23 protein-coding genes are annotated in these 24,492 nt (G+C 45.4%); 13 read left to right on the top strand and 10 right to left on the bottom strand.

What is annotated here, in order from left to right; translation table 11 throughout:
* Window positions 1-17: 17 nt before the first annotated feature.
* The 3 genes from SIO70_RS24710 to SIO70_RS24720 all read left to right on the top strand — a co-directional run bounded on the left by SIO70_RS24710 (window position 18) and on the right by SIO70_RS24720 (window position 3,422).
* Window positions 18-2,480: a hypothetical protein gene (locus SIO70_RS24710; protein WP_320575270.1), complete on the top strand. Its 2,463-nt coding sequence runs from the start codon at window positions 18-20 to the stop codon at window positions 2,478-2,480.
* A 158-nt stretch (window positions 2,481-2,638) separates the two neighbouring features.
* On the top strand, window positions 2,639-2,905 hold the full coding sequence (locus SIO70_RS24715) for an aldo/keto reductase (RefSeq protein ID WP_320575272.1): 267 nt from the start codon (window positions 2,639-2,641) through the stop codon (window positions 2,903-2,905).
* Window positions 2,906-3,059: 154 nt separating this feature from the next.
* Window positions 3,060-3,422 carry a four-helix bundle copper-binding protein gene (locus SIO70_RS24720; protein WP_320575274.1) on the top strand — a complete coding sequence of 121 codons (363 nt, stop codon included), beginning with the start codon at window positions 3,060-3,062 and terminating at the stop codon, window positions 3,420-3,422.
* Between the two features lies 1 nt (window position 3,423).
* On the opposite strand, the gene SIO70_RS24725 is transcribed toward SIO70_RS24720, so the two are convergent.
* From SIO70_RS24725 to SIO70_RS24760, 8 genes are read right to left on the bottom strand one after another with little or no spacing between them, the layout of a single operon-like run.
* Window positions 3,424-3,882, bottom strand: coding sequence for a 4'-phosphopantetheinyl transferase superfamily protein (locus tag SIO70_RS24725; RefSeq protein ID WP_320575276.1), 459 nt, complete (start codon window positions 3,880-3,882; stop codon window positions 3,424-3,426).
* Window positions 3,879-4,127, bottom strand: coding sequence for a phosphopantetheine-binding protein (locus tag SIO70_RS24730; RefSeq protein WP_320575278.1), 249 nt, complete (start codon window positions 4,125-4,127; stop codon window positions 3,879-3,881). Before SIO70_RS24730 ends, SIO70_RS24725 begins: the two co-directional genes overlap by 4 nt.
* On the bottom strand, window positions 4,120-5,397 hold the full coding sequence (locus SIO70_RS24735) for a beta-ketoacyl-[acyl-carrier-protein] synthase family protein (protein WP_320575280.1): 1,278 nt from the start codon (window positions 5,395-5,397) through the stop codon (window positions 4,120-4,122). The genes SIO70_RS24730 and SIO70_RS24735 overlap by 8 nt, the downstream gene beginning before the upstream one ends.
* Window positions 5,398-5,439: 42 nt before the next feature.
* Window positions 5,440-5,886, bottom strand: a complete 447-nt coding sequence (locus tag SIO70_RS24740) for a FabA/FabZ family ACP-dehydratase (protein WP_320575282.1) — start codon at window positions 5,884-5,886, stop codon at window positions 5,440-5,442.
* Between the two features lie 3 nt (window positions 5,887-5,889).
* A complete protein-coding gene (locus SIO70_RS24745; RefSeq protein ID WP_320575284.1) occupies window positions 5,890-6,783 on the bottom strand; it encodes an SDR family oxidoreductase in 894 nt (297 codons plus the stop codon).
* 57 nt (window positions 6,784-6,840) lie between these two features.
* Window positions 6,841-7,893 (bottom strand): type III polyketide synthase, encoded by a 1,053-nt coding sequence (locus tag SIO70_RS24750; protein ID WP_320575285.1) that lies wholly within the window; start codon window positions 7,891-7,893, stop codon window positions 6,841-6,843.
* Window positions 7,890-8,600: a methyltransferase domain-containing protein gene (locus tag SIO70_RS24755; protein WP_320575287.1), complete on the bottom strand. Its 711-nt coding sequence runs from the start codon at window positions 8,598-8,600 to the stop codon at window positions 7,890-7,892. The genes SIO70_RS24750 and SIO70_RS24755 overlap by 4 nt, the downstream gene beginning before the upstream one ends.
* A gap of 12 nt (window positions 8,601-8,612) precedes the next feature.
* Complete coding sequence (locus tag SIO70_RS24760; protein ID WP_320575289.1) at window positions 8,613-9,725, bottom strand: NAD(P)/FAD-dependent oxidoreductase; 1,113 nt, start codon at window positions 9,723-9,725, stop codon at window positions 8,613-8,615.
* 224 nt (window positions 9,726-9,949) lie between these two features.
* Between SIO70_RS24760 and SIO70_RS24765 the strand changes: the two genes are divergently transcribed.
* Window positions 9,950-10,810: a hypothetical protein gene (locus SIO70_RS24765; RefSeq protein ID WP_320575291.1), complete on the top strand. Its 861-nt coding sequence runs from the start codon at window positions 9,950-9,952 to the stop codon at window positions 10,808-10,810.
* Between the two features lie 253 nt (window positions 10,811-11,063).
* Here the strand turns inward: SIO70_RS24765 and SIO70_RS24770 are convergent, their stop codons facing one another.
* Together SIO70_RS24770 and SIO70_RS24775 are read right to left on the bottom strand one after the other, a co-directional pair.
* Window positions 11,064-11,576, bottom strand: coding sequence for an alpha-ketoglutarate-dependent dioxygenase AlkB (locus SIO70_RS24770; protein ID WP_320575292.1), 513 nt, complete (start codon window positions 11,574-11,576; stop codon window positions 11,064-11,066).
* 69 nt (window positions 11,577-11,645) lie between these two features.
* On the bottom strand, window positions 11,646-12,797 hold the full coding sequence (locus SIO70_RS24775; protein ID WP_320575294.1) for a putative sensor domain DACNV-containing protein: 1,152 nt from the start codon (window positions 12,795-12,797) through the stop codon (window positions 11,646-11,648).
* A gap of 232 nt (window positions 12,798-13,029) precedes the next feature.
* On the opposite strand from SIO70_RS24775, the gene poxB reads away from it, so the two are divergent.
* The 9 genes from poxB (at window position 13,030) to SIO70_RS24820 (ending at window position 24,287) form a co-directional block, all read left to right on the top strand.
* Window positions 13,030-14,754: a ubiquinone-dependent pyruvate dehydrogenase gene (gene poxB / locus SIO70_RS24780; protein ID WP_320575296.1), complete on the top strand. Its 1,725-nt coding sequence runs from the start codon at window positions 13,030-13,032 to the stop codon at window positions 14,752-14,754.
* A 227-nt stretch (window positions 14,755-14,981) separates the two neighbouring features.
* Window positions 14,982-16,256, top strand: a complete 1,275-nt coding sequence (locus SIO70_RS24785) for a hypothetical protein (RefSeq protein WP_320575298.1) — start codon at window positions 14,982-14,984, stop codon at window positions 16,254-16,256.
* A gap of 33 nt (window positions 16,257-16,289) precedes the next feature.
* Window positions 16,290-17,579 carry an urea ABC transporter substrate-binding protein gene (urtA, locus tag SIO70_RS24790; RefSeq protein WP_320575300.1) on the top strand — a complete coding sequence of 430 codons (1,290 nt, stop codon included), beginning with the start codon at window positions 16,290-16,292 and terminating at the stop codon, window positions 17,577-17,579.
* A 25-nt stretch (window positions 17,580-17,604) separates the two neighbouring features.
* The gene (gene urtB / locus SIO70_RS24795; RefSeq protein WP_320575302.1) at window positions 17,605-19,221 is read left to right on the top strand and encodes an urea ABC transporter permease subunit UrtB; all 1,617 of its coding nucleotides are present in this window, start codon (window positions 17,605-17,607) and stop codon (window positions 19,219-19,221) included.
* Between the two features lie 26 nt (window positions 19,222-19,247).
* Window positions 19,248-20,285: an urea ABC transporter permease subunit UrtC gene (gene urtC, locus SIO70_RS24800; protein ID WP_320575304.1), complete on the top strand. Its 1,038-nt coding sequence runs from the start codon at window positions 19,248-19,250 to the stop codon at window positions 20,283-20,285.
* On the top strand, window positions 20,276-21,031 hold the full coding sequence (gene urtD, locus SIO70_RS24805; protein WP_320575306.1) for an urea ABC transporter ATP-binding protein UrtD: 756 nt from the start codon (window positions 20,276-20,278) through the stop codon (window positions 21,029-21,031). The genes urtC and urtD overlap by 10 nt, the downstream gene beginning before the upstream one ends.
* Entirely contained in the window at window positions 21,028-21,735 is a 708-nt protein-coding gene (urtE, locus tag SIO70_RS24810; protein ID WP_320575308.1) for an urea ABC transporter ATP-binding subunit UrtE, read from the top strand. Before urtD ends, urtE begins: the two co-directional genes overlap by 4 nt.
* Before the next feature lie 46 nt (window positions 21,736-21,781).
* Entirely contained in the window at window positions 21,782-23,563 is a 1,782-nt protein-coding gene (locus SIO70_RS24815) for an ATP-binding protein (protein WP_320575310.1), read from the top strand.
* A 58-nt stretch (window positions 23,564-23,621) separates the two neighbouring features.
* Window positions 23,622-24,287 carry a response regulator transcription factor gene (locus SIO70_RS24820; protein WP_320575312.1) on the top strand — a complete coding sequence of 222 codons (666 nt, stop codon included), beginning with the start codon at window positions 23,622-23,624 and terminating at the stop codon, window positions 24,285-24,287.
* Window positions 24,288-24,492 lie beyond the last annotated feature (205 nt).

Consider the following 24,492-nt stretch of genomic DNA (forward strand, 5'->3'; position numbering starts at 1 on the left):
TAATAAATAAGTTCCGCATGGCCTCTTTAACGAATAGAAAGTACACCCGGTTAAAATGGATCATCCCAGCCTGTGTGATTGGAATTTGCTCGATTTTCGCCAGTCTGCCGATAGATGGGCTGCCTGAAAAGGTAATGAAAGCGCTGGAAGAATTTGCCAAACGTAATCCACAGGAGAAAGTCTATCTGCATGTAGATAGAGATTATTATGCTACAGGAGAAACCATTTGGTTCAAAGCATATGTGATGTTGCAGAACCAGCCTTCCCTGACCGCTACCAACCTGTACGTGGAATTACTGGATAAGAAAGGAAGTATCGCAATGAAAAAACTGCTGCCTGTGGGTGGCGCTGGTGCATCCGGCAATTTTGTGCTTCCGGACACTCTTCCTGCAGGTAACTACCAGCTCCGTGCCTACACCGCCTGGATGCTCAACTATGACACAGATTACCTGTTTTATAAAAATATTGCCATCTACGATAGCCGCAAGCGTAATGCTTTGCAAAAACTGGATAGTACTACTATCGTAAGCAACGACTTCTCCGTTCAGTTCTTCCCCGAAGGTGGTAGCCTCATGAACGGTGTAAGCAGCACCGTAGCTTTCAAAGCCCTCAAGGCGGATGGTTATCCTGCAGAGGTAGATGGTAAGATCGTGGATAGTAAAGGTAAAGTAGTGGCCCAGATCAAATCCGAACACGATGGAATGGGTAGTTTTGAACTGGAACCCGCCAAGGGCCTAACCTACAAAGCACAGATGCAGAGTGCAGACGGCAGCAGCAAGGAATTTACCCTGCCTGCAGCCAGTGGCAAAGGCGCCATGCTGAAAGTGTTCAACAGGGGGGCGCGCATTTTTTACCAGACTACCCTTGCCAATACACTGGATACTGCCTACGATGACCTCATGGTCTTTGCACAAATGCAGCACCAGATGGTATACCGCGCCATGCTGAAAGTATCTGAAGGCCGTATCAGCGGTTTTATCCCTACCAATCAGCTGCCTAGTGGCATCCTGCAGATCACTCTCTTCAACAGTCAGGGAGTACCATTGTCTGAAAGACTGGTATTTGTTCGCAGGAACGATCAGCTGGACCTGAGCCTGCAAAATGCTAACATCGGTAAGGAAGAAAGAGAAAAGAGCACCATCGAACTGCTGGTACCTGAGAGAATGGCCACCAGCCTCTCCGTTTCTATCACAGATGCCGATAAGGTTCACCCGGCAATTGACGAGAACAACATCGTCTCCAACATTTTGCTTACATCTGACCTGAAAGGACATATTTATAATCCTTCCTGGTATTTCAAAGATACTTCCGCCACTACCCTGCATGCACTGGACCTGGTGATGCTGACCAATGGATGGAGAAGGTTCGTATGGAACAAGATCCTGAACGATACCATGCCGAATATCCGCTATCCTTATGAGCAGGGTATCCGTCTGAAAGGTAGTGCGTATGCCAATAATGGTAGCATTGTAATGGCGAATGGAAAGGTAGATTTCATTATCAAGAACCCGCTGGATAGCACCACCTCTTTTGCATCTGCACCAACAGATAATAAAGGAGACTTTGTGCTGGATGGTTTACAGTTCATGGATACAGTGAACATCTTCTACCAGGGTAATGATAAAATGAAACGATATAGCAATGTGATTGTGAAATTCAATAACCACTTCTTTGACAACAGTGTGCCGGTGAAGACCCCGTATGCTGCGAAGAACCCGGTGGTAATGGATGCCAGTATGCTGAGCGCTTACCTGAATTCGGCGTATGAGAATGGTCGTATCGCCAAGTCAATCGCCAGCCGTTCTATATTGCTGAAAGAATTTAATGTAACAGAGCGTAAGGTAACACAGGCACAGACCACAGAGAGTCGCTATGTATCAGGTATGTTCACGTCTGACAATGGATATAGCTTTGACCTGACAAAAGAAACACCGACTGCACTGAACGTATTCCAATATTTACAGTCAAGAGTAGCGGGATTACAGATCACAGGGGATTATAACAATCCGAGTATGACGTGGAGAGGTGGTACGCCTACCCTTTACCTGAATGAAATGCCGACAGATAAGAGTATGCTGGCGACGATCAATATCAATGATATTGCACTGGTAAAAGTATTCAGACCTCCGTTTATGGGCGGTGTCGGTGGCGGCTCCAATGGTGCGATTGCGATTTACACCAAAAAAGGTGGTGATAATCAGGGTGCAGATGGTGTGAAAGGATTTGAACTGTACAGGAAAGCAGGTTATAGCATTGTGAAAGAGTTCTATGCTCCTGATTACAGCCAGCGTAAAGAGATTTACAGTCTGCCTGATAAGCGACTCACGCTGTACTGGAATCCGAATGTAATAGTAGACTCTATTACGCATACAGCGACATTGACGTTCTACAATAACGATATTCCTTCTTCGCATTTTAGAGTGGTGGTAGAAGGGATTGGAGAAGATGGAAGAGTAGGAAGAGTGGAGCAGACTTACTAAGGTTTGATATCTTTTTAAATAGTAAAAACCCTTTGCATTTCGCAGAGGGTTTTTCTTTTAAATTAGGATATGAAATACAATTTACTTGGCAATACCGGCCTTAAGGTATCAGAGCTTTGTTTAGGTACGATGACCTTTGGCGGCAAGGACAAAGGCATATGGACTGCTATCGGGCAATTGGAGTGCATGAAATAGCGGATAATAAGCAGGTTTCGGTGGCGAGGTTGGCATTGGCGTGGTTGCTGCATCAGAAGGTAGTGACGACGGTGATTATCGGGGCGAAGCGTCCGGATCAGTTGGCCGATAATATAGCGGCGGTGGATGTGGTGCTAAGTGAGGAGGAGTTGACGCAATTGGATGAGGTGAGTAAGTTGGCGGCGGAGTATCCGGGGTGGATGTTGGAGCGGCAGGGAGCTAATAGATAAAGGACCGAATAGAAAAGTGAGCGAGTAGATAATAGGGAATGATCGGATGAATCCGCAATACGATCATTCTTTTCCAGCCCGGAACAAATGTCAACGAAGCCGACATTTGTTCCGGGCATTGTTATTGTGCTCCTTTATTAAAAATATTACCACCATGATGAATGAACAACAATACCAGGAATGCATCAATGCATGTATGGAATGTGCCAACACATGTGATTATTGCGCTTCATCCTGTTTGAATGAGGCGAATGTAACAGATTTGCGCCGCTGTATCCGCTTAGATTTAGAGTGCGCAGCTATATGCCGTATGGCGGCAGAGGTGATGAGTTTGAATGGACAGTTTAGCGAGCAGGTTTGCAATTTATGTGCAGAGGTATGTCATGCTTGTGCGGAAGAGTGCCAGCGACATGCGGATATGGGCATGCAGCATTGCAGGGAGTGTGCGGAAGCATGTAGGAAGTGTGCTGCAGCGTGTGAAGAGATGGCCCATCATGCAGTTAGACAGGTAAGATAGCTTACATGTTTTTTTGTTTTACCATCGCCCAATATCGCCCATGATGGCTGATTGACACAGGTTGATGATCTATCATGGGCATACCATTCTCATCTTTATAGTATTTAATTGTCCGATCTTTACACACCTCTAATTGTGGAAATAATTCAGGATTTGTGACAGCAATGGTGTGGATGAATTCGTCAGTAATTTCACTTTTTATAAAAAACTTTTCCCCTTCATACTTAAATATATTTTCGGAGAAAAAGGTAATAGACAATGGCGCGTAGCGGCGTTGTAAAGTAACCCTGTTTATAATTTTGTACACCGCTTCTTTGGCACTCCATAACCACCAGACTGTTTTGTCATCCCTGATTAAAGATTGCTCTTCGGGGGTAAAAATTTTGGAGAGGTAATTGGGTCTTCGCCAATTACTCTCCACAGCGGCAGTGCGCAGGTCTATGATATCGTTACCGATCATGCCACCTTTGCTTCTATGATTTCTATGGCGGATTTTACATTCACCATTTTCTCCATAGATTCATTGTCAATCACAATATTATACTTCTCCTCCACATCCAATATCACATCCACCAGGTTGGCAGAATTAATCTTCAGATCATTAATAAAATCTGTATTCTCATTAATATTCGCCAGTGCTTCTTCATCTTTTGCATAAGGCTTTACAATAGCTTTCAGCTCGGCAATTAAGGTTTCTTTATCCATTTATATATTTTTTCAAGATTACACATGCATTAACATCACCAAATCCAAAACTTGCTTTGGCGATGATATTTAAATTTACATTTATTAACTCACGGGGAACGCATGCTTCATCAATAATAGCACTGATTTCAGGATGCAGGTCTTCACAATTGATATTCGGGAACAGGAAGCCTTCTTTCAGTTGCAACACAGCAGCGACCAGTTCTATACTCCCGGACCCACTCAGACAATGTCCTATCATACCTTTCAGGGCATTGATATAAGGAAACTCTTTTCCAGCTCGCCCCAGTGCCTTACTCCAATTTTCGATCTCCAGCGAGTCCTTGCTGGTGGCGGTCAGGTGACCATTAATAGCGTCTATATCCCTACCTGTAATCCCTGCCTGGACCATGGCCTGGGTAATGCAACGCTGCACGGCTACGCTGTTAGGAGCTGTCATGGTACCATCGCCTCTTTGTCCGCCGGAATTAACATGACCTCCTAATATTTCAGCATAGATGGTCGCACCTCTTTCCAGTGCGCTATCCAGAGATTCTAACAATAACGCCCCTGCCCCACTGCCTGGTACAAACCCGTTAGCAGAAGCGCTCATAGGGCGGGAACCCTGGGTAGGTGTATCATTATGTTTATAGGTACATACTTTCAGTGCATCAAATCCGCCCCATATATAAGGGCCGGCACCGCTGGTACTACCTGCGATCATTCTTTTTGCCTGCCCGTTTTTGATACGTTCAAATGCCATAATCACAGATTCAGCACCGGTGGTACAGGCAGAGGAATTTGTCGTGACCTGGTTACCGAGTCCCAGTTTACCCCCCAGCCAGGCGCTGATGCCGCTGGCCATGGTTTGTGGTACAACGGTGCTGCCGAGTCTTCTTACCTGTAGGGCATCTACCTTATAGATGGCTTCTCTTAGTTTATCCAGCCCGGAGGAGCCGGCGCCAAAGATGATGCCGCTGTCCCAATCAGGGTCGGTACCTACGGTTGGTTGGAGGCCTGCATCTTTCCATGCGTCGATGCCGGCGATCAGGCCATATAAAATACCGTTGCTATTAAAATTCCGAAGCTCAAGCGGGTCGAGGTATTGTAATTGCAATTCTTCAGATACTTGCGGCTTACCGGCTATCTGACAGGAAAATTGTAATTCAGCCAGTTGAGGATCATGGCGGATGCCAGAGGTGCCGGTTTTAAGGGCTTCTGTAAAAGCAGGTATGCCGACTCCGTTTGGAGCGGCTACGCCTAAACCCGTGATGACAACTTTATTGCTCATGGTTTGTTTGATTGTTGTTATTCAGCGATTTGCAATCACCATCTATGCCAGCGGCTTTGCAATCACCATTCCTGAAATCACCCCTGCACACACTTCCCTCCCTGCCTCATTCCGCATACTCACCTTACACTTCAATTTCCCAAACCGAAAATACTGTTTCTCAGAAGTCACCGTTACCTTCTCACCCGGAAACACAGGATGCATAAACTCAATTTCGGTAGCCGTCAACCCAAACGCCATGCCGGAGCCTTCAGGAACACCACCCTTGATATAAATACCAAGGCATACCAGGCCAATCTGCGCCATCGTTTCCGTAAGTACCACCCCTGGGGTAACCGGAAATCCTTTAAAGTGTCCTTTATAAAAATCCATGTCTGCATGGTACGTAAAGTGCCCAACCACCTTATCACAATCAATATAATCCAACCCATCCACAAACAGGAAAGGCGGAGAATAAGGCAGGAAATGAAGTATGTCGTGTGTAGTCATGATCTAACAGATATGTGCGCCTCCGTCCACTGGAATGATAGCGCCATTGATCCAGGCAGCTTCATCTTTGCATAAAAGATAAACAACATTTGCTACATCTTCGGGGGTCGTGAGCCGCTGGAAAGGACTACGGGCTTCGCTCCAGGCGATCAATTGATCACTACCGGGTATAAGTTGGAGTGAACGGGTATTGGTAGTACCTGCCTGGATACAATTAGCACGAATGCCAAGGGGCGCGAATTCCAGGGCAATATTCCGGCTGATGGCTTCCAGGGCCGCTTTGGCGGCAGATACGGCAGCGTAATGCTTCCATGCGCGGTGGCCGCCTTCACTGGTGAAGGATAGTACACGGGCGTCAGTGGCAAACAGGTTCCTGAGAGACACATCTTTTACCCAATCATAGAGGCTGTAAGCCATACTATCGAGGGTTATGCGAAAATCATCTGTCGTAAGAGTTGCTCCGCTGGCTGGAGGCATGGCTTTGATCTTATCACTGTCAATGCTGGATGCAGTGCTATTATCAAGGACCATATCGTTGAGATGATCACTGCCACTCATACTCTCTGTCACCATCGCCTTCAGCGTCCCTCTCGCAATACTATGCACCAAACATCTTACTTTCCCCTCTCCTCCCATACTAGTCTCCAATCGCTCCAATATCTGCATACGCTTATCCGCGCGGGTTACATCTGCATTGAAAGTAATCACCTGCACCCCCATCTCTCTTATCCCCTCAAACCCTGCATTCACCTTTTCCATCTCTACCCCGGGATCACGATGAATAATACAAAGATTCATACCATGAGCAGCGAGTTTTTGAGCAGCTGCAAGTCCAAGGCCTGAACTACCACCAAGGATGATCGTCCAATAATGATGATCGCTGAATTCGTTTGCCATTATGCTAGTACTGAAATACTTCCTTTATTGCTAAAATAATGATTTTTACCAATAGCCTTACCATTGCAACAAAATCCGCTGCGCTGAAAACCCAGGTCCAAAACTCAACATCAACCCTCTTTCCCCTTCCGGCACCTTCCTGTCCATAAACTTTTCCAACACATATAACACCGTCGCACTCGACATATTCCCATACGCCCTTAACACCTCCTTCGTATCATCTATATTCTTCCCCAGATCCTTAAACAACTCTTCCACCGTCTGGATAATCTTCTTACCCCCTGGATGAAATATAAAATGCTGGATCTCATCTATCGTAAATCCATTCCTCGCCAAAAAAGGATGTATGATTGCTGGAAAATGCGCTGCTATCTGGTTTGGCACCTCCACATCCAACACCATCTGCAACCCCGTATTCGTCAGCCTAAATCCCATCAGGTGCTCCGCCTCATAAAAATGATACATCTCCTCCCCCAATATCTCCGGCCCTTCATCATCAGGATGAGAAGACAATATTACACAAGCCGCCCCATCTCCAAAGATCGCCGCACTCACAATATTCGGCATTGAAAAATCGTCCAGCTGAAAAGTAGCCGTAGGCGACTCTACCGCAATAACAGCCGCCCGCTTACCCGGATTTGCCTGCAAAAATTTCTTGGCGTAAATCATTCCGGAGATCCCTGCTGCACACCCCATTTCCGTAACAGGAAGTCGTACAATATCCTGTTTTAATTGCAACGCATTGATCAGGTAAGCATCCAGCGAAGGAATCATGATACCCGTACAACTCACTGTAATTATGTAATCCAATGACTGAGGCGATAAACCCGCCTTAGCCAGCGCCCCTTCCAGACATTCCTTTCCCAGTTTGATCACTTCCCTGACATACAGATCATTCTTCTCCTCAAAACTGGTTTTGGTAAACACATCTTCCGGTCCCATAATAGAATACCGTCTCTCCACCGCCGCATTCTCAAAGATCTTCTTCACCTTTCTGGCAAAACGCTCCTCCTGTCCGGACAACCAAATATCCAGGAAAGGCATAATTTCTTCTGTAGTACGGGTATATGGTGGCAAAGCCTTTGCTACCGACTGAATTTTTACACTCATAATTTTGATATTATCCACTGGTAGCGGTAAGCCCATTTCCACCTGAGGGTATATTGAACGATATTTAACGATGTTGCCAGCGCGATCAGCTCCTTTCTTTTAAAACCACGCAGTATAGAAATGCGCCCATCTTCCTTTGCCATCGGTCCCAGTCCCCACACAAAACTAAACAGGCAAAACAGGTAATAAGCTACTTTACTACGATGCAGGTCATTGATCACTATCCCAATCCTTGCATTGCGCTGAAACAGTTGCATTAAGTTTTTTATTGCTGCCTCGCTAAAATGATGCAAGGTCAATGTGCACAATACAATATCATATTCACTGTAAGTAAATTCTTCAGAAAAGATATCAGTACAATGATAACTAATTTCAGGATAATCTGCGGACAATGTAATGGCATGTTCGATGGTAAAACGGTTTGCATCGATGCCCCTCAGCTGTACGGTGCGGCCTTTTTTGCGCGCCCAATCTGCCAGTTTACGCAGCATATCTCCATTTCCACAACCTACATCTGCTATACTAACGGTATTGCTTATAGGAATGGATTGCAGTAATTGATTTACTCCCTGAACTGTAATACGGTTACCTCCCAGTAACTGGTTGATCCCTGCTATCTCATCAAGTGTTTGTCGCAGGCTGTCTCCTTCCATCTGGAAGTCGTCCATAATCTCAGGTGCGGATGTTCTTTGACTGGTATTGATCATTAATTTTTTATACTACACTGTTAACGGCCTGCCATGCGTTTGCCTGATGATGAATGGCAATAATGCAGGCATTGCGACCACTGTTCCCATACTCATCCCGGAAAGCCATGGGTGAGTGAATATAGATGAAAGCAAGCTGCCGGCTTTCATACGTTTTGCGAACTGCAGGTTCCATTGCCGCGTATATTCTTTTTCCAATATCGCCCTTGGCTGCCCCTGTAAAATTTGCTGGGCCGCCAGCTGGGCACTACTAATCGCCATCGCCATACCATTACCACAAAGCGGATGAATTAAACCAGCGGTATCACCCGTCATCAATATATGCTGATCAACTTTTTCCTTTTCTGAAAAAGAGATCTGACTGATCGTCAATGGCCGGTCAAAGAGCGGTTCACTGTTGGAAAAGATCTCTTTTAAATAAGGATTTTCGTATAGTACTTCCCGGCGGTGGTCATCGATATTCTTATAATTTTTGAAGGTCTCATAACTTGCCAGGTAGCAGATATTGATAATGTTATCTTCAACTTTTGATACCCCACAATACCCCCCTCTGAAATTATGCAATGCCACCAGTCCATCGGGAAAAGAACCCTGATAATGCGCTTTGACTGCCAACCAGGGAGATTTCCGGGAAATGAAAGCCCTGTTCAGCTGCTGGTCGAGGGCGGCCCGTTTGCCATAAGCACCGATTACATGTGCGGCAAACAATGTACCGTTTGCTACCGTTTCGATTGCAAACTGTTCATTTGCAAAAGAAATATTAGTGACGGTATCCTGTAGAAGGTTGACACCATTGTTCACGGCCTTTTCCATAAGAAAAGCATCCAATGCGTAGCGGCTGATACCAAAGCCTCCAAGCGGAAGACGCGTCTCCACTTTTTTGCCGGAAACTGTGGAAATACATACCCTTTCAATCAGGGCAGGCGACAGTTCAGCAGGGTCGGCATCCAGCCATTGTAAATAGGGTAATACTTCGTTTGAGATGTACTCGCCACATACTTTGTGCCTGGGGTAGGAATGCTTCTCGATGACAGTTACATGCAACCCTGCTTTTGACAGATGAATAGCGGAGGTAAGGCCTGCCAGTCCACCACCTATGATAATGACTTCGCGAACTGGTTGCATAGTTTAGAATTCTGAAGCAAGTGTACACATTTTTTTTTACAAGCGAAAAAATCGCTTTCGGTAAATGCGGTTTTGCGAGGTAGGAATCACCTGCGAGCGGCATTGAAGGTATTATTTCTATGAGAAATAAAATATTTTCTTCAACCAAGGCAACCTTTTGAATTCAATTACCGTATTACATTTTCGGAGTGCACATCCATATTTAATCATTTAACCGTAAAAAGATGAAATCTAAAACATCTATCCTGATTGCTGTAACAGCAATATCGTGTGCATTCCTCACATCTTGTAGTAAGGATGACAAGAACACAACTACTCCTCCTGAAACACCTGTTGCAAAAGTACAGGTGTCTGCAGATGCGACTTTAGGAAAAGTGCTGACAGACAGTGCTGGCAGAACCCTGTATTTTTATACAAAAGACGCGGGCGATACCTCTACCTGCACAGGTGGCTGCCTGGCTGCATGGCCGGTTTTTTACAATGCCAATCTGGGCCTGACTGATACAAGTCTGCATGCGTCGGATTTCGCTACAATCGTAAGACGTGATGGCTTAAAACAAACTACTTACAAAGGATGGCCATTGTATTATTACGTAAAAGATACTTTGCCAAAGCTAACGCTGGGTGAGAAAGTTGGTAACATCTGGTATGTGGCAAAACCTGATTACACCGTGATGCTGGTAAATGCCCAGCTGGTAGGTAATGATGGTGTAAACTATACCAGCGCGTATGTAGCAGGTGATGCAATCACCCAATATATTACTGATGCTTATGGCAGAACACTGTATGCATTCTCGCCGGATAAGTTTAACACAAACACATTTACAAAGGCCGATTGGTCTAATAATTCTACCTGGCCGGTGTATGAGTCGGATGCTTTTAAATTCGCGCCTTCACTGCTGACGAAGACTGATTTTGACACCATACATATTTACGGACATGTACAGTTAACTTACAAAGGATGGCCGCTGTACTACTTTGGTGCAGATGCTATGACAAGAGGAAAGAACAAGGGTGTGAGCGTACCAAGTCCGGGTGTATGGCCAATAACTAATAGCAATAGTGTGGTTGCATCGCAACCATAATTCCGGGCCCTCTGTCGTCTGAATCTATTATTCCCGGATTATAAGAGGGATGAGCTGGCTGGTCTTTTCAGGCCAGCTTTCTCTTTTTCAAGAGGTATTCATTGAGAGAGATGAATGGGGAAGTGATAAATACCGAAGTACCGGCAGGGGATTATCTGACGTGATATGATAGAAAAGATCAGGTTAAACAGCGATAACCTTACGTGACTTATAAGAAATGACAAGAGTAGTACGTACTCCTACAGACCTACCCCTACCTGATTTGCCTGAATGTCAGACTCATTCTCCCATTCAGTGTATCCGTAGATGGTATTGCATGCTGCCATTCTTCCTGTACAGCTTGTGTCATATAAATTAAAGACCCTGCAGGCAGGTCGTAATCTTCTATCAGGGTTTTATCATTAATATTCCGAAAGCGCAATGTACGCGTCTCTCCTACTGATAATATCGCAATGCCGGTATTGTCACAAAGAATATCTGTCTGATCCGAATGGTATCCCATTTTAGATTTTCCATCCAGGTAGTAATTAATTAAACAATTATTCGGGGTAAAACCCAGTGCCTGCGTAATACTTTCATTCAATACAGACAATTCCGGCATAAAATCCCGTTCAGGATAACTCATCTGAGAATAATTATAAGCCTTTCCATAACTAACGGTTTTGCGGGCCACCATACTTGTATCCCAGTCAGCGTGATCATGCAGGAACTGATACAGCTCCCCTGAATGATTAATAAATTCGGGTATAAACGTTATTCCATTCATTATTTCACAAATAAGATTTCTATAGGATCAACCGGAGATCTATACTATGCATCTGTTCTGCATCCACAATTACAACAATAATATATCTATTCTATGCGCCTGCACAATCTGATCCACCGGTGACCATGAAAATACCGTAAAGTACCCATCCTGCGAAGCCACCAGTGCCAGCGCATCCCTTTGATCATGAATAAACTGTGCCGCTGAAAAATGCCTCGTTCCTCCAATATTCGAAGGGTGCATTAACTTAGGCGTCCCATCCGTCACCGGCTCTATATACAACACCTGGTCCACTGTAGTGCCATCAATGGCACGCGCTATCTTAGACCCAAAAGTCAGCAGCTCAAGCTTGTCATTGATCACCGTCGCACCATCTACAGCGGTGAGTCCGGAGATATTCTCAACCTCTCTCCGCAACGCATTTTGCCAGTATAACTCTGTTACCTTTCCACAATTTTGTCTTAACAGATCCGCTACACCAGAAAAAGGAGGCGCCACCGGGTATTGTAATGGATGGATGATCGAATTCTTCCAGTTATCATGCTCAGCTGGCACCATCAATAATATCCCTCCCCGGTGATGTGCACGCATAGACACCGCAATCTGGATTAATACATTAATAGGGTCATTCCATACACCAGAAGAATCCTGGCCCAAAAGTGAAGTGAGTATAGCAGGCGTATCAACTCTCCGTGCGCAGTTTTCATCTACAATTTTTACCTGGTCACCTTTTAGCATCGCCACATTGGCAAACTTGCCCATCCCGATTATCCGGCGGTGTTTCACCACCAGCAACCCCGGTTCCGAGACATCCAGTACAAAACAATAATTGGGGAGTTTCATAGTAGTTCCCCATATATACAACTCTTCACCTTCGTACCACACCCCAATATGAATGCCAGCTCTTTCCACACCGGGAGCCAACTTTGTCAGCACTCTCGGATCCAATGGCATCGGTTGGTCAAACAACAAAGGCCTGCCCGCCTGCGAGGGTGGCAAAAAAGCAAGAGAGATACGGATCGGTGCCCCTTCTTCCCTGCGGAGACTGGCCCAGAAAGCCACGTCAATCATTTTTTCAATCACGCCCGCCTCAGGCGCATGCGCCAAATCCTCCTCCCCGTTTTCGCTGGCCAGATTTAAATGGTGTAAAAAATGGGTAGCTATAGTGCCGGCAACTTTCGACGCCGCCTGATATGTAGATTCAAACGAAGTTAATTCCATACACCAAAGATAATAAATTGCATAACTCGTATAATCCCCCCCTATTACCAACAACATCCCCCGACTCACAACAAACCTTAAATTGCAATGCCAACAAAATCCGCCTCCCACCCCCGACACACATCAAACCTGAAATTGCATAACTCGTACAATTCCCTCTTATTGTTGACAAAATCCACACACTTCCCCCTGCTGGCAACAAATTTGCGACCATAATAAAAACTCAAAGTACATGGCAAAGACAATAGCAGCCCAACTCGTTGCACAGCTTGCAAAGGCCGGTGTAAAGCGTGTACATGGCGTAGTAGGCGATAGTCTGAACGGCTTCGTTGATGAAATCAGGAAACAGGGAAATATGGAATGGATCCATTACCGACACGAAGAAGCGGCAGCATTTGCAGCAGGTGCCGAAGCACAATTGACGGGTACCCTCGCCGTTTGTGCAGGGAGTTGTGGCCCCGGTAATCTGCACCTTATCAATGGGTTGTACGATTGTCACAGAAGTATGGCCCCGGTGTTGGCCATCGCTGCACATATTCCAAGTATGGAAATAGGTACAGGGTACTTCCAGGAAACTCACCCCGACCTGCTATTCAGAGAATGTAGCCATTACTGCGAAACGATTTCCTCTGCACGACAAATGCCAAGGGTATTACAGATCGCGATGCAAAATGCCGTTGGCCAAAGGGGCGTAGCCGTCATTACTATCTCAGGTGACGTAGCGCTGGAAGAAATAGAAGACGATACCCTGGAACATACGCTCATGCAACGTTTACCGGGTGTCCGCCCTCAAGACACAGACCTGGATCTGCTGGCGGGCATGATCAATACCGCGAAGAAAATCACGTTATTATGTGGGAGCGGTTGCGCCGGCGCCCATGATGAACTGATCAACTTTGGGGCGAAGACCTTATCACCCATGGTACATGCACTCAGGGGCAAAGAACACGTGGCTTACGATAACCCTTATGATGTAGGGATGACAGGGTTGATTGGATTTGCCTCGGGCTATCATGCCATGGAAGATAGCGACCTCTTATTATTGCTGGGTACCGACTTCCCCTATACCAACTGGTACCCTACAAAATCTAAAATAGTACAGATCGACCTGCGCCCTGAGAGATTGGGCCGGCGCTGCAAACTGGACCTTGGACTCGTTGGTACAATAAAAGAAACCCTTGTCGCCCTGCTGCCACTGATTGATCAAAAAGATGACCGCAGCCACCTGGATAAATCGCTCAATAATTATATAAATAGTAAAAAGGAGCTGTCGGCACATGCCAGCAGTACCAATACCCCCATTCATCCGGAATACCTGACCACTGTATTGAGCGCCGCAGCAGATCCGGATGCCATCTTTACCTGTGACGTAGGCGAACCGACCGTGTGGGCAGCGAGATATGTAGACATGACAAAGGATCGCAGACTCCTTGGCTCTTTTAACCATGGATCCATGGCGAGTGCAATGCCACAGGCTATTGGCGCCCAATTAGAATACCCGGGCAGACAGGTCATCTCTATGTCCGGCGATGGAGGATTTGCGATGCTCATGGGCGATATTCTCACCATCCTTCAATATAACCTGCCTGTGAAGATTGTTATTTATAATAACAGCTCCCTGGGATTTGTAGCCATGGAAATGAAGGTAGCAGGCATGCCCCCGTACGCCACCGACCTGAAGAACCCCAACTTTGCAAAAATGGCAGCAGCCATTGGCATGAAAGGAATCAGGGTAGAAGATCCTGCTGCACTGCCGGGAGCTATTGACGAGGCACTTATGCATGAAGGGCCCGTGCTGGTGGATGTGGTCGTTAATTCTTCCGCACTCGTCATGCCACCGAAAATAGATGTAAAACAGGCGAAAGGCTTTGGCATCTATATGATGAAACAGGTTTGGAACGGAAAAGGAGGTGAAGTCTGGGATACATTGAAAACGAACTTCTTACAAAAAGAATAACGAACTTCTTACAATTAAACAACAAAGGCACTACTTAAGTAGTGCCTTTGTTGCATTAAAATAAATTATATACAATGTATCAATCAGTATTATATATATTTTTCAAGCCAAAAACTTCAAAAAAACTTGCATAAACCAAACTAAATATTAATTTTATACTTAAGTACTGTAGAAAATTCAACCAAATATCTACTTAAGTGTAATATTAATTTTATAAAAATGTGTTTATGAAATTCTTCCCTACCACTTTGCTAATTATCTTCATTGTATGTGCTCACGTTGCCCGAGCGGAAGAAAACCCACCCAGGAAGAAGAGGAAGAGCCAGCTGCTAAAGGAACTACCAGCATCCATCAACAAGGACACAGCTAACGAAGTAACCAGCAGTGAAACTGCCCCTTTCAAGCCCAGTATCCAGGTGGGCGCTATTGTTCACATGTTTGCCGGCGCGGAGCAGGATGGATTTGGTAGCCCAACCGCCGACCCGGCTGCCAAAGACTGGAGCAAAAGCTTCACCCTGTATCGCGCCCGTGTACTTGTAGGCGGACAACTTTCTAAAAAAGGAAGCTTTTTTATGGAAACAGACCTGCCATCGGCCATTGGGGTACAGCTGACGACCGGTAACAAAAATGTGAAAGTATCCCCTATCCTGCTGGATTGCCAGTATGAATACGATTTCTCAAATGCCTTTCAGCTGGTGGCGGGTATGCAACTCGTATCCAACAACAGGAATGGTTTACAGGGTGCTGCCGGTTTGATGGCGAACGATTTCACCTTCTTCCAGTACCCTTACAACCTCTTTGCCACCAGTCCGCTGAGCGGGAACTTTGGTCGTGACCTGGGTGTCAATGCCCGCGGGTTCCTCGCTAAAGACAAACTGGAATACCGCCTTGGAGTATTCACCGGCAGGAATACAGATGGCAAAGCACCTTTGCGAACAGTAGGCAGAGTAGCTTATAGTTTCCTGGAACCGGACAAGGATTATTACTATGCCGGCACAAAATTAGGCAACGGCAAAACATTTACCTGGGGTGCGGGGTTTGATGCACAAGGATCTTATTACAACCTGAGCACTGATGTATTTTTAGACAAGCCATTGGGACAGACAGGCTCCCTGACACTCAATGCCGCTTTTCAATACATGACGGGAGGTACGGACACGATTTCGAAATATTCATTTGCAAGAATGATTCCGAGACAAACCGTACAATTTCTCGAATTAGGGTATTATTTTAAGGAGCCGAAACTACAACCCTGGGTGAGATTTGAAAATCAACATATCATTTCTCAGCAAGCGCAAACAAGCGGCGCCACAACGTATGATTTCGACCAAACTAATTCCAGCTATGTTTTAGGCGGGGGTCTGAATTACTTTTACAATGGTACGGGTACCAATCTACGTTTATCGTATACCACCCGCTCCTACAGTGTATTGGAATCCACCGGCTATGCTAATAAGACATTCGGACAGGTATGGCTGCAGGTGCAGTTTTTTATATTCTGATCCACATTATTTACCCTACATGTAATTACTCATATGAAAACAACGCGCTTCTTATTCTTTTGTTTCTTATTGGCCGCATTTGCTTCCTGTCATAACAATGCGTCCAAAACCAGTGAAAATACAAGTGACAATGGTGAAACGGTGAAGATCGGGGTATTGCATTCGCTAAGTGGCACCATGGCTATTTCTGAAGTATCGCTGCGCGATGCCGTGCAGATGGCGGTGGACGAAATCAATGCTACTGGTGGTGTGCTGGGAAAAAAGATCGAACCAGTGATCGTAGATCCGGCTTCTGACTGGGACCTCTTTGCTGAAAAAGCAAAGGAACTATTGATCGATAAAAAAGTATCGGCTGTATTTGGTTGCTGGACCTCTGTGTCCCGTAAGTCAGTACTACCGGTGTTTGAAGAAAATAATGGATTGCTTTTTTACCCTGTTCAATATGAGGGAGAAGAGTGTTCTAATAATGTGATCTATACAGGAGCTACGCCCAATCAGCAATTGATCCCTGCGGCAGAATACCTGATGAGTGAGAAAGGTGGCGGGTATAAAAAGTTTTATCTCCTGGGAACGGACTATGTATTTCCCCGTACAGCCAATAAAATATTGAAAGCTTATTTATTATCTAAAGGCGTACCTAAAGAAAATATCATTGAAGAATACACACCCTTCCATCACCAGGATTATCAGACCATCGTGTCTAAGATCAAACGCTTTGCGGCAGATGGAAAGGCTTGTGTGTTGTCTACAATCAATGGTGATAGCAACGTGCCTTTTTATAAGGAGTTTGCCAACCAGGGATTGTCTTCAGCCACTTGTCCGATAATGGCATTTTCAGTAGCGGAAGATGAATTGCGTTCCATGGATACAGAGTTCCTGGTAGGCCATCTGGCCGCATGGAATTACTTCCAGTCAAACGATTCACCTGAGAATAAAAAATTCGTAGACGCATTCAAGGCTTTTTGTGAAAAGAAAGGCTTGCCGGGTGGAAATAAAAGAGTAACGGATGATCCTATTTGCTGGGCATATACAGGTGTGTATCTGTGGGCAAGAGCGGCAGAGAAAGCAGGATCTTTTGATGTAAGTAAAGTAAGAGCCGCCTTGTCAGGATTGGAGTTTGATTCTCCTGATGGAAAAGTGAAAATGGATGTAGGCAATCACCATCTGGCAAAGCCGGTTATGATTGGAGAGATCAAACCGGATGGACAGTTTGATATTATTTCAAAGACGGACAATCTGGTCAATCCGCAACCATGGTCACCATTGACATCTCCTGATAAAGATTGTGACTGGGTGAACCATAAGGGAACTTATACCAAATAATGGATCGCATTTAACAACCGGAATCATGAAAAAATTGCTCATAGCAGCCCTTGTGTTTTGGACGCAGTGGGCGATGGCTGCTACCGATAGCACGACCATATTTGTATCTCAGATATTACACGATACACAAAAGACCTACGCAATCAATCAGCTTATTGCAAAGCAGGACCCGGCAACGTTTCCCCTGCTAAGTGCGATTAACAATAAAAAATTGTACCTGTTAAATAATCAGGCCGTAACCACCGGAGAAAAAACGGCGTCTGCGACCTACGAAATATATTCTTTATATCCGAAAAACGAATTGTTGGTCAACACGAATGGTCAACCGCTTCACACCTCCATTGATGCGTTAACGGTAGTAGAGATCAACCGCTCAGACAGGCTGTTGCTCAACGGTATACTACCCATGCTGGAAATTTTCAATCCTGAGCCTGCGAAAAGAATGCTCGCGTATGGCCAGCTGAAAGACAGTCATGCCCCCAACCGTTTAGATATGTTACGGATGGCACTTGCGCGGGAAAGCAATAAAGATGCCTTACGCGCAGGCAAAGACATCCTGTACTACCTTGAATTGAATACGACTACTGATGCCAGTACTGCCCAATTATATATTGACAGTCTGGCAGAAAACTGGGGCGATAATGCCCCGGTTTTCCTTTCCGAATATGCAAAAACCAACAAACCACAGGCTGCTTATGCCGCCACAAAAGCATTAGAATTAGAACACCGGTATGACTACCTGCAAAAAGTACAAAACCTCTTTAGTGGATTAAGTCTGGGAAGTATCCTGATCCTCATCGCCCTTGGCTTATCGATTGTCTATGGCCTTGCCGGCATTATCAATATGGCCCATGGAGAGTTCCTCATGATTGGCGCCTATACCACTTATTGTATTCAAACATTATTTACAGACGTACTGAAGATTCCTTACACTGACCTGCTCTTTATTATCTCCCTCCCCCTGTCTTTTCTGGTAGCAGGTCTTTTGGGACTTTTACTGGAAAGACTGGTGGTGAGGCATCTCTACGCGCGACCCCTGGAAAGTCTGCTGGCTACATGGGGGGTAAGTTTGATTTTAATTCAAACAGCAAGATCCCTGTTTGGTGATTTGACAGCGGTGAAAACACCTGCTTTTTTATCAGGAGGATTGGCCGTATCACCTCATCTTGTATTACCGTATAACCGCATTTTCATTATCGGTTTAACTGCTTTGATTGTGGCGCTGACTTATTTCATGCTGTACAAAACCAGACTGGGACTACAGATAAGAGCTGTCACACAAAACAGGGGGATGAGTGCATGCCTCGGTATTGACACAAAAAGAGTAGCCGCACTGACCTTCTTTTTTGGCTCAGGACTCGCCGGTATAGCCGGTTGTGCGATGACGCTGATTGGGAATGTAGTACCTGATATGGGGCAAACGTATATCGTAGATTCATTCCTCGTGGTAGTAACGGGTGGCGTTGGAAAAATTGTAGGTACGATTGTATCAGGATTAGGAATTGGATTCTTTACGAAAATATTAGAAGCCTTTTTCCAGGCAGTGTATGGAAAGGTATGCATCCTCTTGTTCATCATGTTGTTTATGCAGTACAAACCGAAAGGCCTGTTCCCTTATAAAGGGAGATTGGCAGAGGATTGAAATGGCTTTATCAGAAGAATAATTTTATGGAAAAGAAAATTTATCACCTGCTCTTCATCGCTTTCTTCGCCCTGCTGTTACCGGCAGGACACCTGATGGGACTGGTTTCTATCAATACAATATCATTGTGGGGCCGGTATTTTTGTTTTGCCATTGCAGCATTGGGCATTGACCTGATCTGGGGCTATACCGGAATTCTATCTATGTGTCAGGCATTGTTTTTTTGTTTAGGTAGTTATGGCATTGCGATGCATATGCTATTGAAAACAGCCGGTGCTTCTCTACCGGAATTTATGGCATGGAACAAGGTAGAATCACTTCCTTTCTTTTGGGTACCGTTTCAGTCTTTGGAACTGACGTTGATCTTATGCCTGTTCATCCCCTCTCTCTTTGCTTTCATCACAGGGTATGTATTGTTCCGTAGCAGGATCAAAGGCGTATACATGGCCATCATTACACAGGCATTGGCACTGGCTGTGTGGTTGTTATTCCTGCGCAATGAAACAGGTTTGGGAGGTACGAATGGGTTGACTGATTTCAGAACCCTGATAGGATTACCACTATCCAGCCCTTATGTAAAACTGGGATTATACTTAGTCTCCTTACTGCTGTTGTGCGTCGCCTATTTTGCCTGTAATAAAATGACCCAATCCAAATTCGGAAAGGTATTACAAGCTATCCGCGACAGTGAATCCAGGGTAAGTTTTACAGCATACAAAGTCATGGATTATAAACTGGCGGTCTTCGTCATCGCTGCACTGCTGGCGGCTGTAGGTGGTATGCTCTATGCACCTCAAACGGGTATTATTACCCCCGGTCGTATGGATGTAAAAGCATCTGTAGAGATGGTAATGTGGGTAGCCCTCGGTGGCCGTGGCAAACTGAAAGGCGCTATAGCCGGTGCTTTGCTTGTAAATTTCCTGTATAGCATTTGTACCAGTTTATTCCCTGATTCATGGTTATATATACTGGGCTTCCTGTTTGTGATCACGGTATTATTCTTTGACAAAGGATTTGTAGGATTGATCGATACCCTGACTAAAAGAAAAGAACCATGCTATTAAATGTAAATAACCTGGCAGTATCCTTTGGAGGTGTGCATGCTTTATCACTCAGTCAGTTTAGTCTGCGGGACAAAGAATTACGTGTGATCATCGGCCCTAACGGCGCTGGCAAGAGTACCTTTCTGGATATTCTTTGTGGCAGAACAAAACCCGATACAGGCGAAGTTTTGTTCAATCACAAACCCATTGTAGGCATGACAGAAGTAAGCATCGCCAGACTGGGCATAGGCCGTAAATTCCAGCAGCCATCCGTATTTCCGGGGCTCACGGTCTACGATAATTTATTGCTGGCGGCAAAAATGAAGAAGGATATTCTCTCTTCATTGTTTTTCAGACCATCGCAGCTACTGAAAGCACGTATCCATGAAGTAGCGGAAAAGATCGGGCTTACAAAAGTACTTTCTTCCATCGCCGGTGCATTGTCTCACGGACAAAAACAATGGCTGGAAATCGGCATCGTGGTCCTGCAGGATCCGAAGTTATTACTGATTGACGAACCTGCTGCAGGCATGAGTGATGAAGAAACTTACAAGACAGGCGAATTACTGCTTGAGCTATCCAACAATCACGGCATCATCGTGATAGAACATGATATGAAATTCGTTCAACAGATTGCCCGGGAAAGGGTAACAGTATTGGAAAGAGGGAAGTTGCTGGTAGAAGGGAGTTTTAACGACATCAGAAATGATCAGCGTGTAATAGATTGCTACCTGGGACGTAACAATACTCAACTTGAAAATCTATGAGTCAGATCTTACAGGTACAAAGCGTAGTGGCCGCTTATGGCCAGAGTACCATCTTGTGGGGTACCAGTCTGGATGTAAAGGCTGGTGCGGTAACGACGGTAATGGGCAGAAATGGGGTGGGTAAAACCACTCTTTTAAAAACAATTATGGGCGTAATCACTGCCCGTGAAGGTCGCGTTATCTTTAAAGACAGGGACCTCACGCCACTGGGACCTGCCGGCAAAGCCAAAGCAGGGATCGCCTACGTACCACAAGGAAGGGAGATCATCCCAAAACTCACGGTATACGAAAATCTTTTACTAGGTCTTGAAGCTGCCCACTATCGCAAAGCAGGGATCCCGGAGGAAGAAATTTATCACCTCTTCCCTATCCTGAAAGATTTCAGGAAGAGAGCAGGCGGTAACCTGAGTGGTGGGCAACAGCAACAGCTGGCCATTGCCAGGGCGCTGGTAAGCCGGCCTTCCCTATTGCTGCTGGATGAACCGACTGAGGGCATACAACCCAGTATAGCACAGGAAATCGGGCATATCCTGCAAAGACTGGTGCAGGAAAAAGGGATCTCCGTACTATTGGTGGAGCAAAAGATTGACTTCGCCAGACAGGTGAGCGACTATTATTATTTTATGGACAGAGGCAAAATGATCAATCATGGCAGTGCGGAGGAAATGGACTTTGCTTCACTGGAAAGGCATATCGCAGTTTAATAAAAGACTACCAGGCAGGACAGAATTTTGCTATCTTCATAGCTATATGCATCGTATCTCAGAAGATCGCCGGGTATTTAAATTTTTCACTGCTATGTATGCGGTAGCGCTGACCACGCTGGCCGTGCTCTCCATCGTGAGCCAGATAGGTATTCAGCAGGCATTGAGTCACCAGATGCACGATTCACACGTCATCAACTTTGCCGCACGGCTACGTACCTATAGTCAGACCCTGAGCAAACTGGCACTCCTGATCGAATCGGGGCAGGATATTGAAACGAACCGCAAGGAGTTTACCAATACCCTCATGCAATGGCAGAAGTCGCACGAAGGGCTGCAAAGTGGCAGTAATTTCCTGAATTTGCCTGCTAATGACCAGGATGAGCTGAAACAGATGTTCGACATTATCCGGACACCGCACCAGGAGATCTGGAAGGCGGCTTCGGCAATGAGCTCGGTATTGAACAGCGATAAACCGGTGGATACAGCGGAGATCCATCCCTATGTACAGACCATTCTGGCATATGAAAAGTCCTACCTGCTAGGGATGGAGCTGATCGTATTTGATTATGACCGGTTTTCCAAAGAGCGGGTACGGAAGCTAAAACAGGTAGAATTCCTGATGCTGACATTGGTATTGTGCACCCTGATGATAGAGGCAGCGGTGATCTTTTACCCGCTATCCATGCGGATACGGAAAGTAATTAAGGGGTTGATCGCATCTGAAGAGACCTCCAAACAACTTGCGGATCAGCTACAGGAAGCCAATAAGCTGATGGAGCAATCCCACAATGAGTTGCGGGAAGTGACGTATGCATTGGACAGGGCGACCTATCTTGTAAAGACAGACCATGAAGGGCATATTATTTATGCCAATGACAAATACTGCCATGTAACACGATATAGTATGTCGGAGTTGCGTGGCAAACCGCTTTTTCACCATTACTTCGATCACCTGAACGACCCGGCCCGCAGGATGGAAGTATGGCAGGGAGAGATCTTTGACCATGCCGCTGATGGAACGGGGTTCTGGCTGGATGTAACGATGATACCAGTCTTTAACAACACGGGAAGGTTGTATCAGTATATGGTAATTTGCAGTGACATTACCAAACGTAAAAATACAGAGCGGGAAATCCATCAGCTTACAGAAGAGAAACTACGCAGACATGATATGGAACAAAAGATCCGTAGTTATGCCATGATCAGCGGACAGGAGAAAGAACGGAAACGGGTGGCGGCAGAAATCCATGATGGGATAGGTCAGATGCTGACCAGCCTGCGCATGAAGATGGAACAGGTGGAAGATAAACTGCCTGCACCTAATGCGGAGATTACCAGGGTAAATGGGTTGCTTTTTAGTATTATTACAGAGACAAAAAGGATCTGTTCTGACCTCCTGCCAAGTGTGCTGGAGGATTTCGGACTACGTGCAGCAATAGAAGAGCTGATAAAAACCTGTAGAGAAACCGCGCGCAATGTGGTGTTTAGTCTGGAAGAATGTAACCTGTCACAACCTTTGCCAAGAGAAGTGGAGATTGGCGTATATCGTATCTTACAGGAGGCACTGAACAATGCCATCAAACATGCGCATGCTACGCAGGTGGATGTGCATATAGACCGGGAAGAAAATTTCCTGAACCTGATGATCCATGATAATGGAAAAGGGTTTTATTATGACAGTCAGCATTTCTTTTCGAGAGAGCAGGTGAAAAAGATAAATGGGTTGCGGAATATGAAGGAGCGGGCAGAGTTGCTGGGTGGAACCCTGACAATCCATTCACAACCCGGAAAGGGCACAAATATACAGTTGGAAATCTCATTTTAAAGTTGAAGGACTTTTCGCCTAAGCGCGATTAAACAATTAGAAATCTCATTTTACACCCATGGATAAAATCTCGGTATTTTTAGTAGACGATCATGAAATCTTCAGGAATGGCTTGAAACAATTGATAAACAGTGAGCCGGATATGGAGGTATCAGGAGAAGCCAGTACTGGCGAAGATGCTTTGCATACCCTGAGCAGTACGCAGCCTGATGTCGTGATTATGGATATCCGGATGCCGGGTATCAATGGTCTGGAAACGAGTACGGCATTGTTAAAGGCGAGTCCGCGCACCCATATCCTGTTCTTTAGTTTATTTGATGAACCGGATTATGTAGCGGCGGCGCTGGAGATGGGGGCAAGTGGGTATATATTGAAGGATACGAGTAATAAGATCTTTTTGAATGCGATCCGGACGATCTATAATGGGAAATACTACTTTATTGGAGAGGTAAGTGATGTATTGGTCAAGAAATACCAGGCGGCAAGGCAGAGTGCAGCACACCCCGTGCCACAGGCGGCGGATATATCATTGTCCAGGAGAGAGGAGCAGATCATCAGAATGGTGAATAATGGACTGAACAACAAAGATATAGCGGAGAGCCTGGGATTGAGTATTAGAACGATAGAGGCCCATAGAATGAATATATTGAGGAAGTTTCAGGTGAATAGTATTGAGGAGGTGATTGAGTATTGCAGGAGTGCGAATTTGTTGAAGGAGGAATAGATATCTTTACTTTCCGTTTAATAAAACCGGAAGAGAATTCAGTTTTGCATCCTGCAATATTGAATTTTCTTCCGGTTTTGAGCTTTTTAGGATAGTCAGGATCAATTTGTACAATTTTTTCCGTGTTTTGTGCATTGTCCCCCTTGCCTATCCTTCCTATTTTTGCTTTACTAATTTGATCATCATCATATTAAAATAAACAGTT

The sequence above is a fragment of the Chitinophaga sancti genome (genome assembly GCF_034087045.1).
In the GTDB taxonomy this organism is placed as follows: domain Bacteria; phylum Bacteroidota; class Bacteroidia; order Chitinophagales; family Chitinophagaceae; genus Chitinophaga; species Chitinophaga sancti_B.

Excerpts from the sequence above, each read along its gene's own strand:
- SIO70_RS24710 (WP_320575270.1), top strand. The coding sequence starts at position 18 with ATGGCCTCTTTAACGAATAGAAAGTACACCCGGTTAAAATGGATCATC.
- SIO70_RS24715 (WP_320575272.1), top strand. The coding sequence starts at position 2,639 with ATGGACTGCTATCGGGCAATTGGAGTGCATGAAATAGCGGATAATAAG.
- SIO70_RS24720 (WP_320575274.1), top strand. The coding sequence starts at position 3,060 with ATGATGAATGAACAACAATACCAGGAATGCATCAATGCATGTATGGAA.
- SIO70_RS24725 (WP_320575276.1), bottom strand. The coding sequence starts at position 3,882 with ATGATCGGTAACGATATCATAGACCTGCGCACTGCCGCTGTGGAGAGT.
- SIO70_RS24730 (WP_320575278.1), bottom strand. The coding sequence starts at position 4,127 with ATGGATAAAGAAACCTTAATTGCCGAGCTGAAAGCTATTGTAAAGCCT.
- SIO70_RS24735 (WP_320575280.1), bottom strand. The coding sequence starts at position 5,397 with ATGAGCAATAAAGTTGTCATCACGGGTTTAGGCGTAGCCGCTCCAAAC.
- SIO70_RS24740 (WP_320575282.1), bottom strand. The coding sequence starts at position 5,886 with ATGACTACACACGACATACTTCATTTCCTGCCTTATTCTCCGCCTTTC.
- SIO70_RS24745 (WP_320575284.1), bottom strand. The coding sequence starts at position 6,783 with ATGGCAAACGAATTCAGCGATCATCATTATTGGACGATCATCCTTGGT.
- SIO70_RS24750 (WP_320575285.1), bottom strand. The coding sequence starts at position 7,893 with ATGAGTGTAAAAATTCAGTCGGTAGCAAAGGCTTTGCCACCATATACC.
- SIO70_RS24755 (WP_320575287.1), bottom strand. The coding sequence starts at position 8,600 with ATGATCAATACCAGTCAAAGAACATCCGCACCTGAGATTATGGACGAC.
- SIO70_RS24760 (WP_320575289.1), bottom strand. The coding sequence starts at position 9,725 with ATGCAACCAGTTCGCGAAGTCATTATCATAGGTGGTGGACTGGCAGGC.
- SIO70_RS24765 (WP_320575291.1), top strand. The coding sequence starts at position 9,950 with ATGAAATCTAAAACATCTATCCTGATTGCTGTAACAGCAATATCGTGT.
- SIO70_RS24770 (WP_320575292.1), bottom strand. The coding sequence starts at position 11,576 with ATGAATGGAATAACGTTTATACCCGAATTTATTAATCATTCAGGGGAG.
- SIO70_RS24775 (WP_320575294.1), bottom strand. The coding sequence starts at position 12,797 with ATGGAATTAACTTCGTTTGAATCTACATATCAGGCGGCGTCGAAAGTT.
- poxB (WP_320575296.1), top strand. The coding sequence starts at position 13,030 with ATGGCAAAGACAATAGCAGCCCAACTCGTTGCACAGCTTGCAAAGGCC.
- SIO70_RS24785 (WP_320575298.1), top strand. The coding sequence starts at position 14,982 with ATGAAATTCTTCCCTACCACTTTGCTAATTATCTTCATTGTATGTGCT.
- urtA (WP_320575300.1), top strand. The coding sequence starts at position 16,290 with ATGAAAACAACGCGCTTCTTATTCTTTTGTTTCTTATTGGCCGCATTT.
- urtB (WP_320575302.1), top strand. The coding sequence starts at position 17,605 with ATGAAAAAATTGCTCATAGCAGCCCTTGTGTTTTGGACGCAGTGGGCG.
- urtC (WP_320575304.1), top strand. The coding sequence starts at position 19,248 with ATGGAAAAGAAAATTTATCACCTGCTCTTCATCGCTTTCTTCGCCCTG.
- urtD (WP_320575306.1), top strand. The coding sequence starts at position 20,276 with ATGCTATTAAATGTAAATAACCTGGCAGTATCCTTTGGAGGTGTGCAT.
- urtE (WP_320575308.1), top strand. The coding sequence starts at position 21,028 with ATGAGTCAGATCTTACAGGTACAAAGCGTAGTGGCCGCTTATGGCCAG.
- SIO70_RS24815 (WP_320575310.1), top strand. The coding sequence starts at position 21,782 with ATGCATCGTATCTCAGAAGATCGCCGGGTATTTAAATTTTTCACTGCT.
- SIO70_RS24820 (WP_320575312.1), top strand. The coding sequence starts at position 23,622 with ATGGATAAAATCTCGGTATTTTTAGTAGACGATCATGAAATCTTCAGG.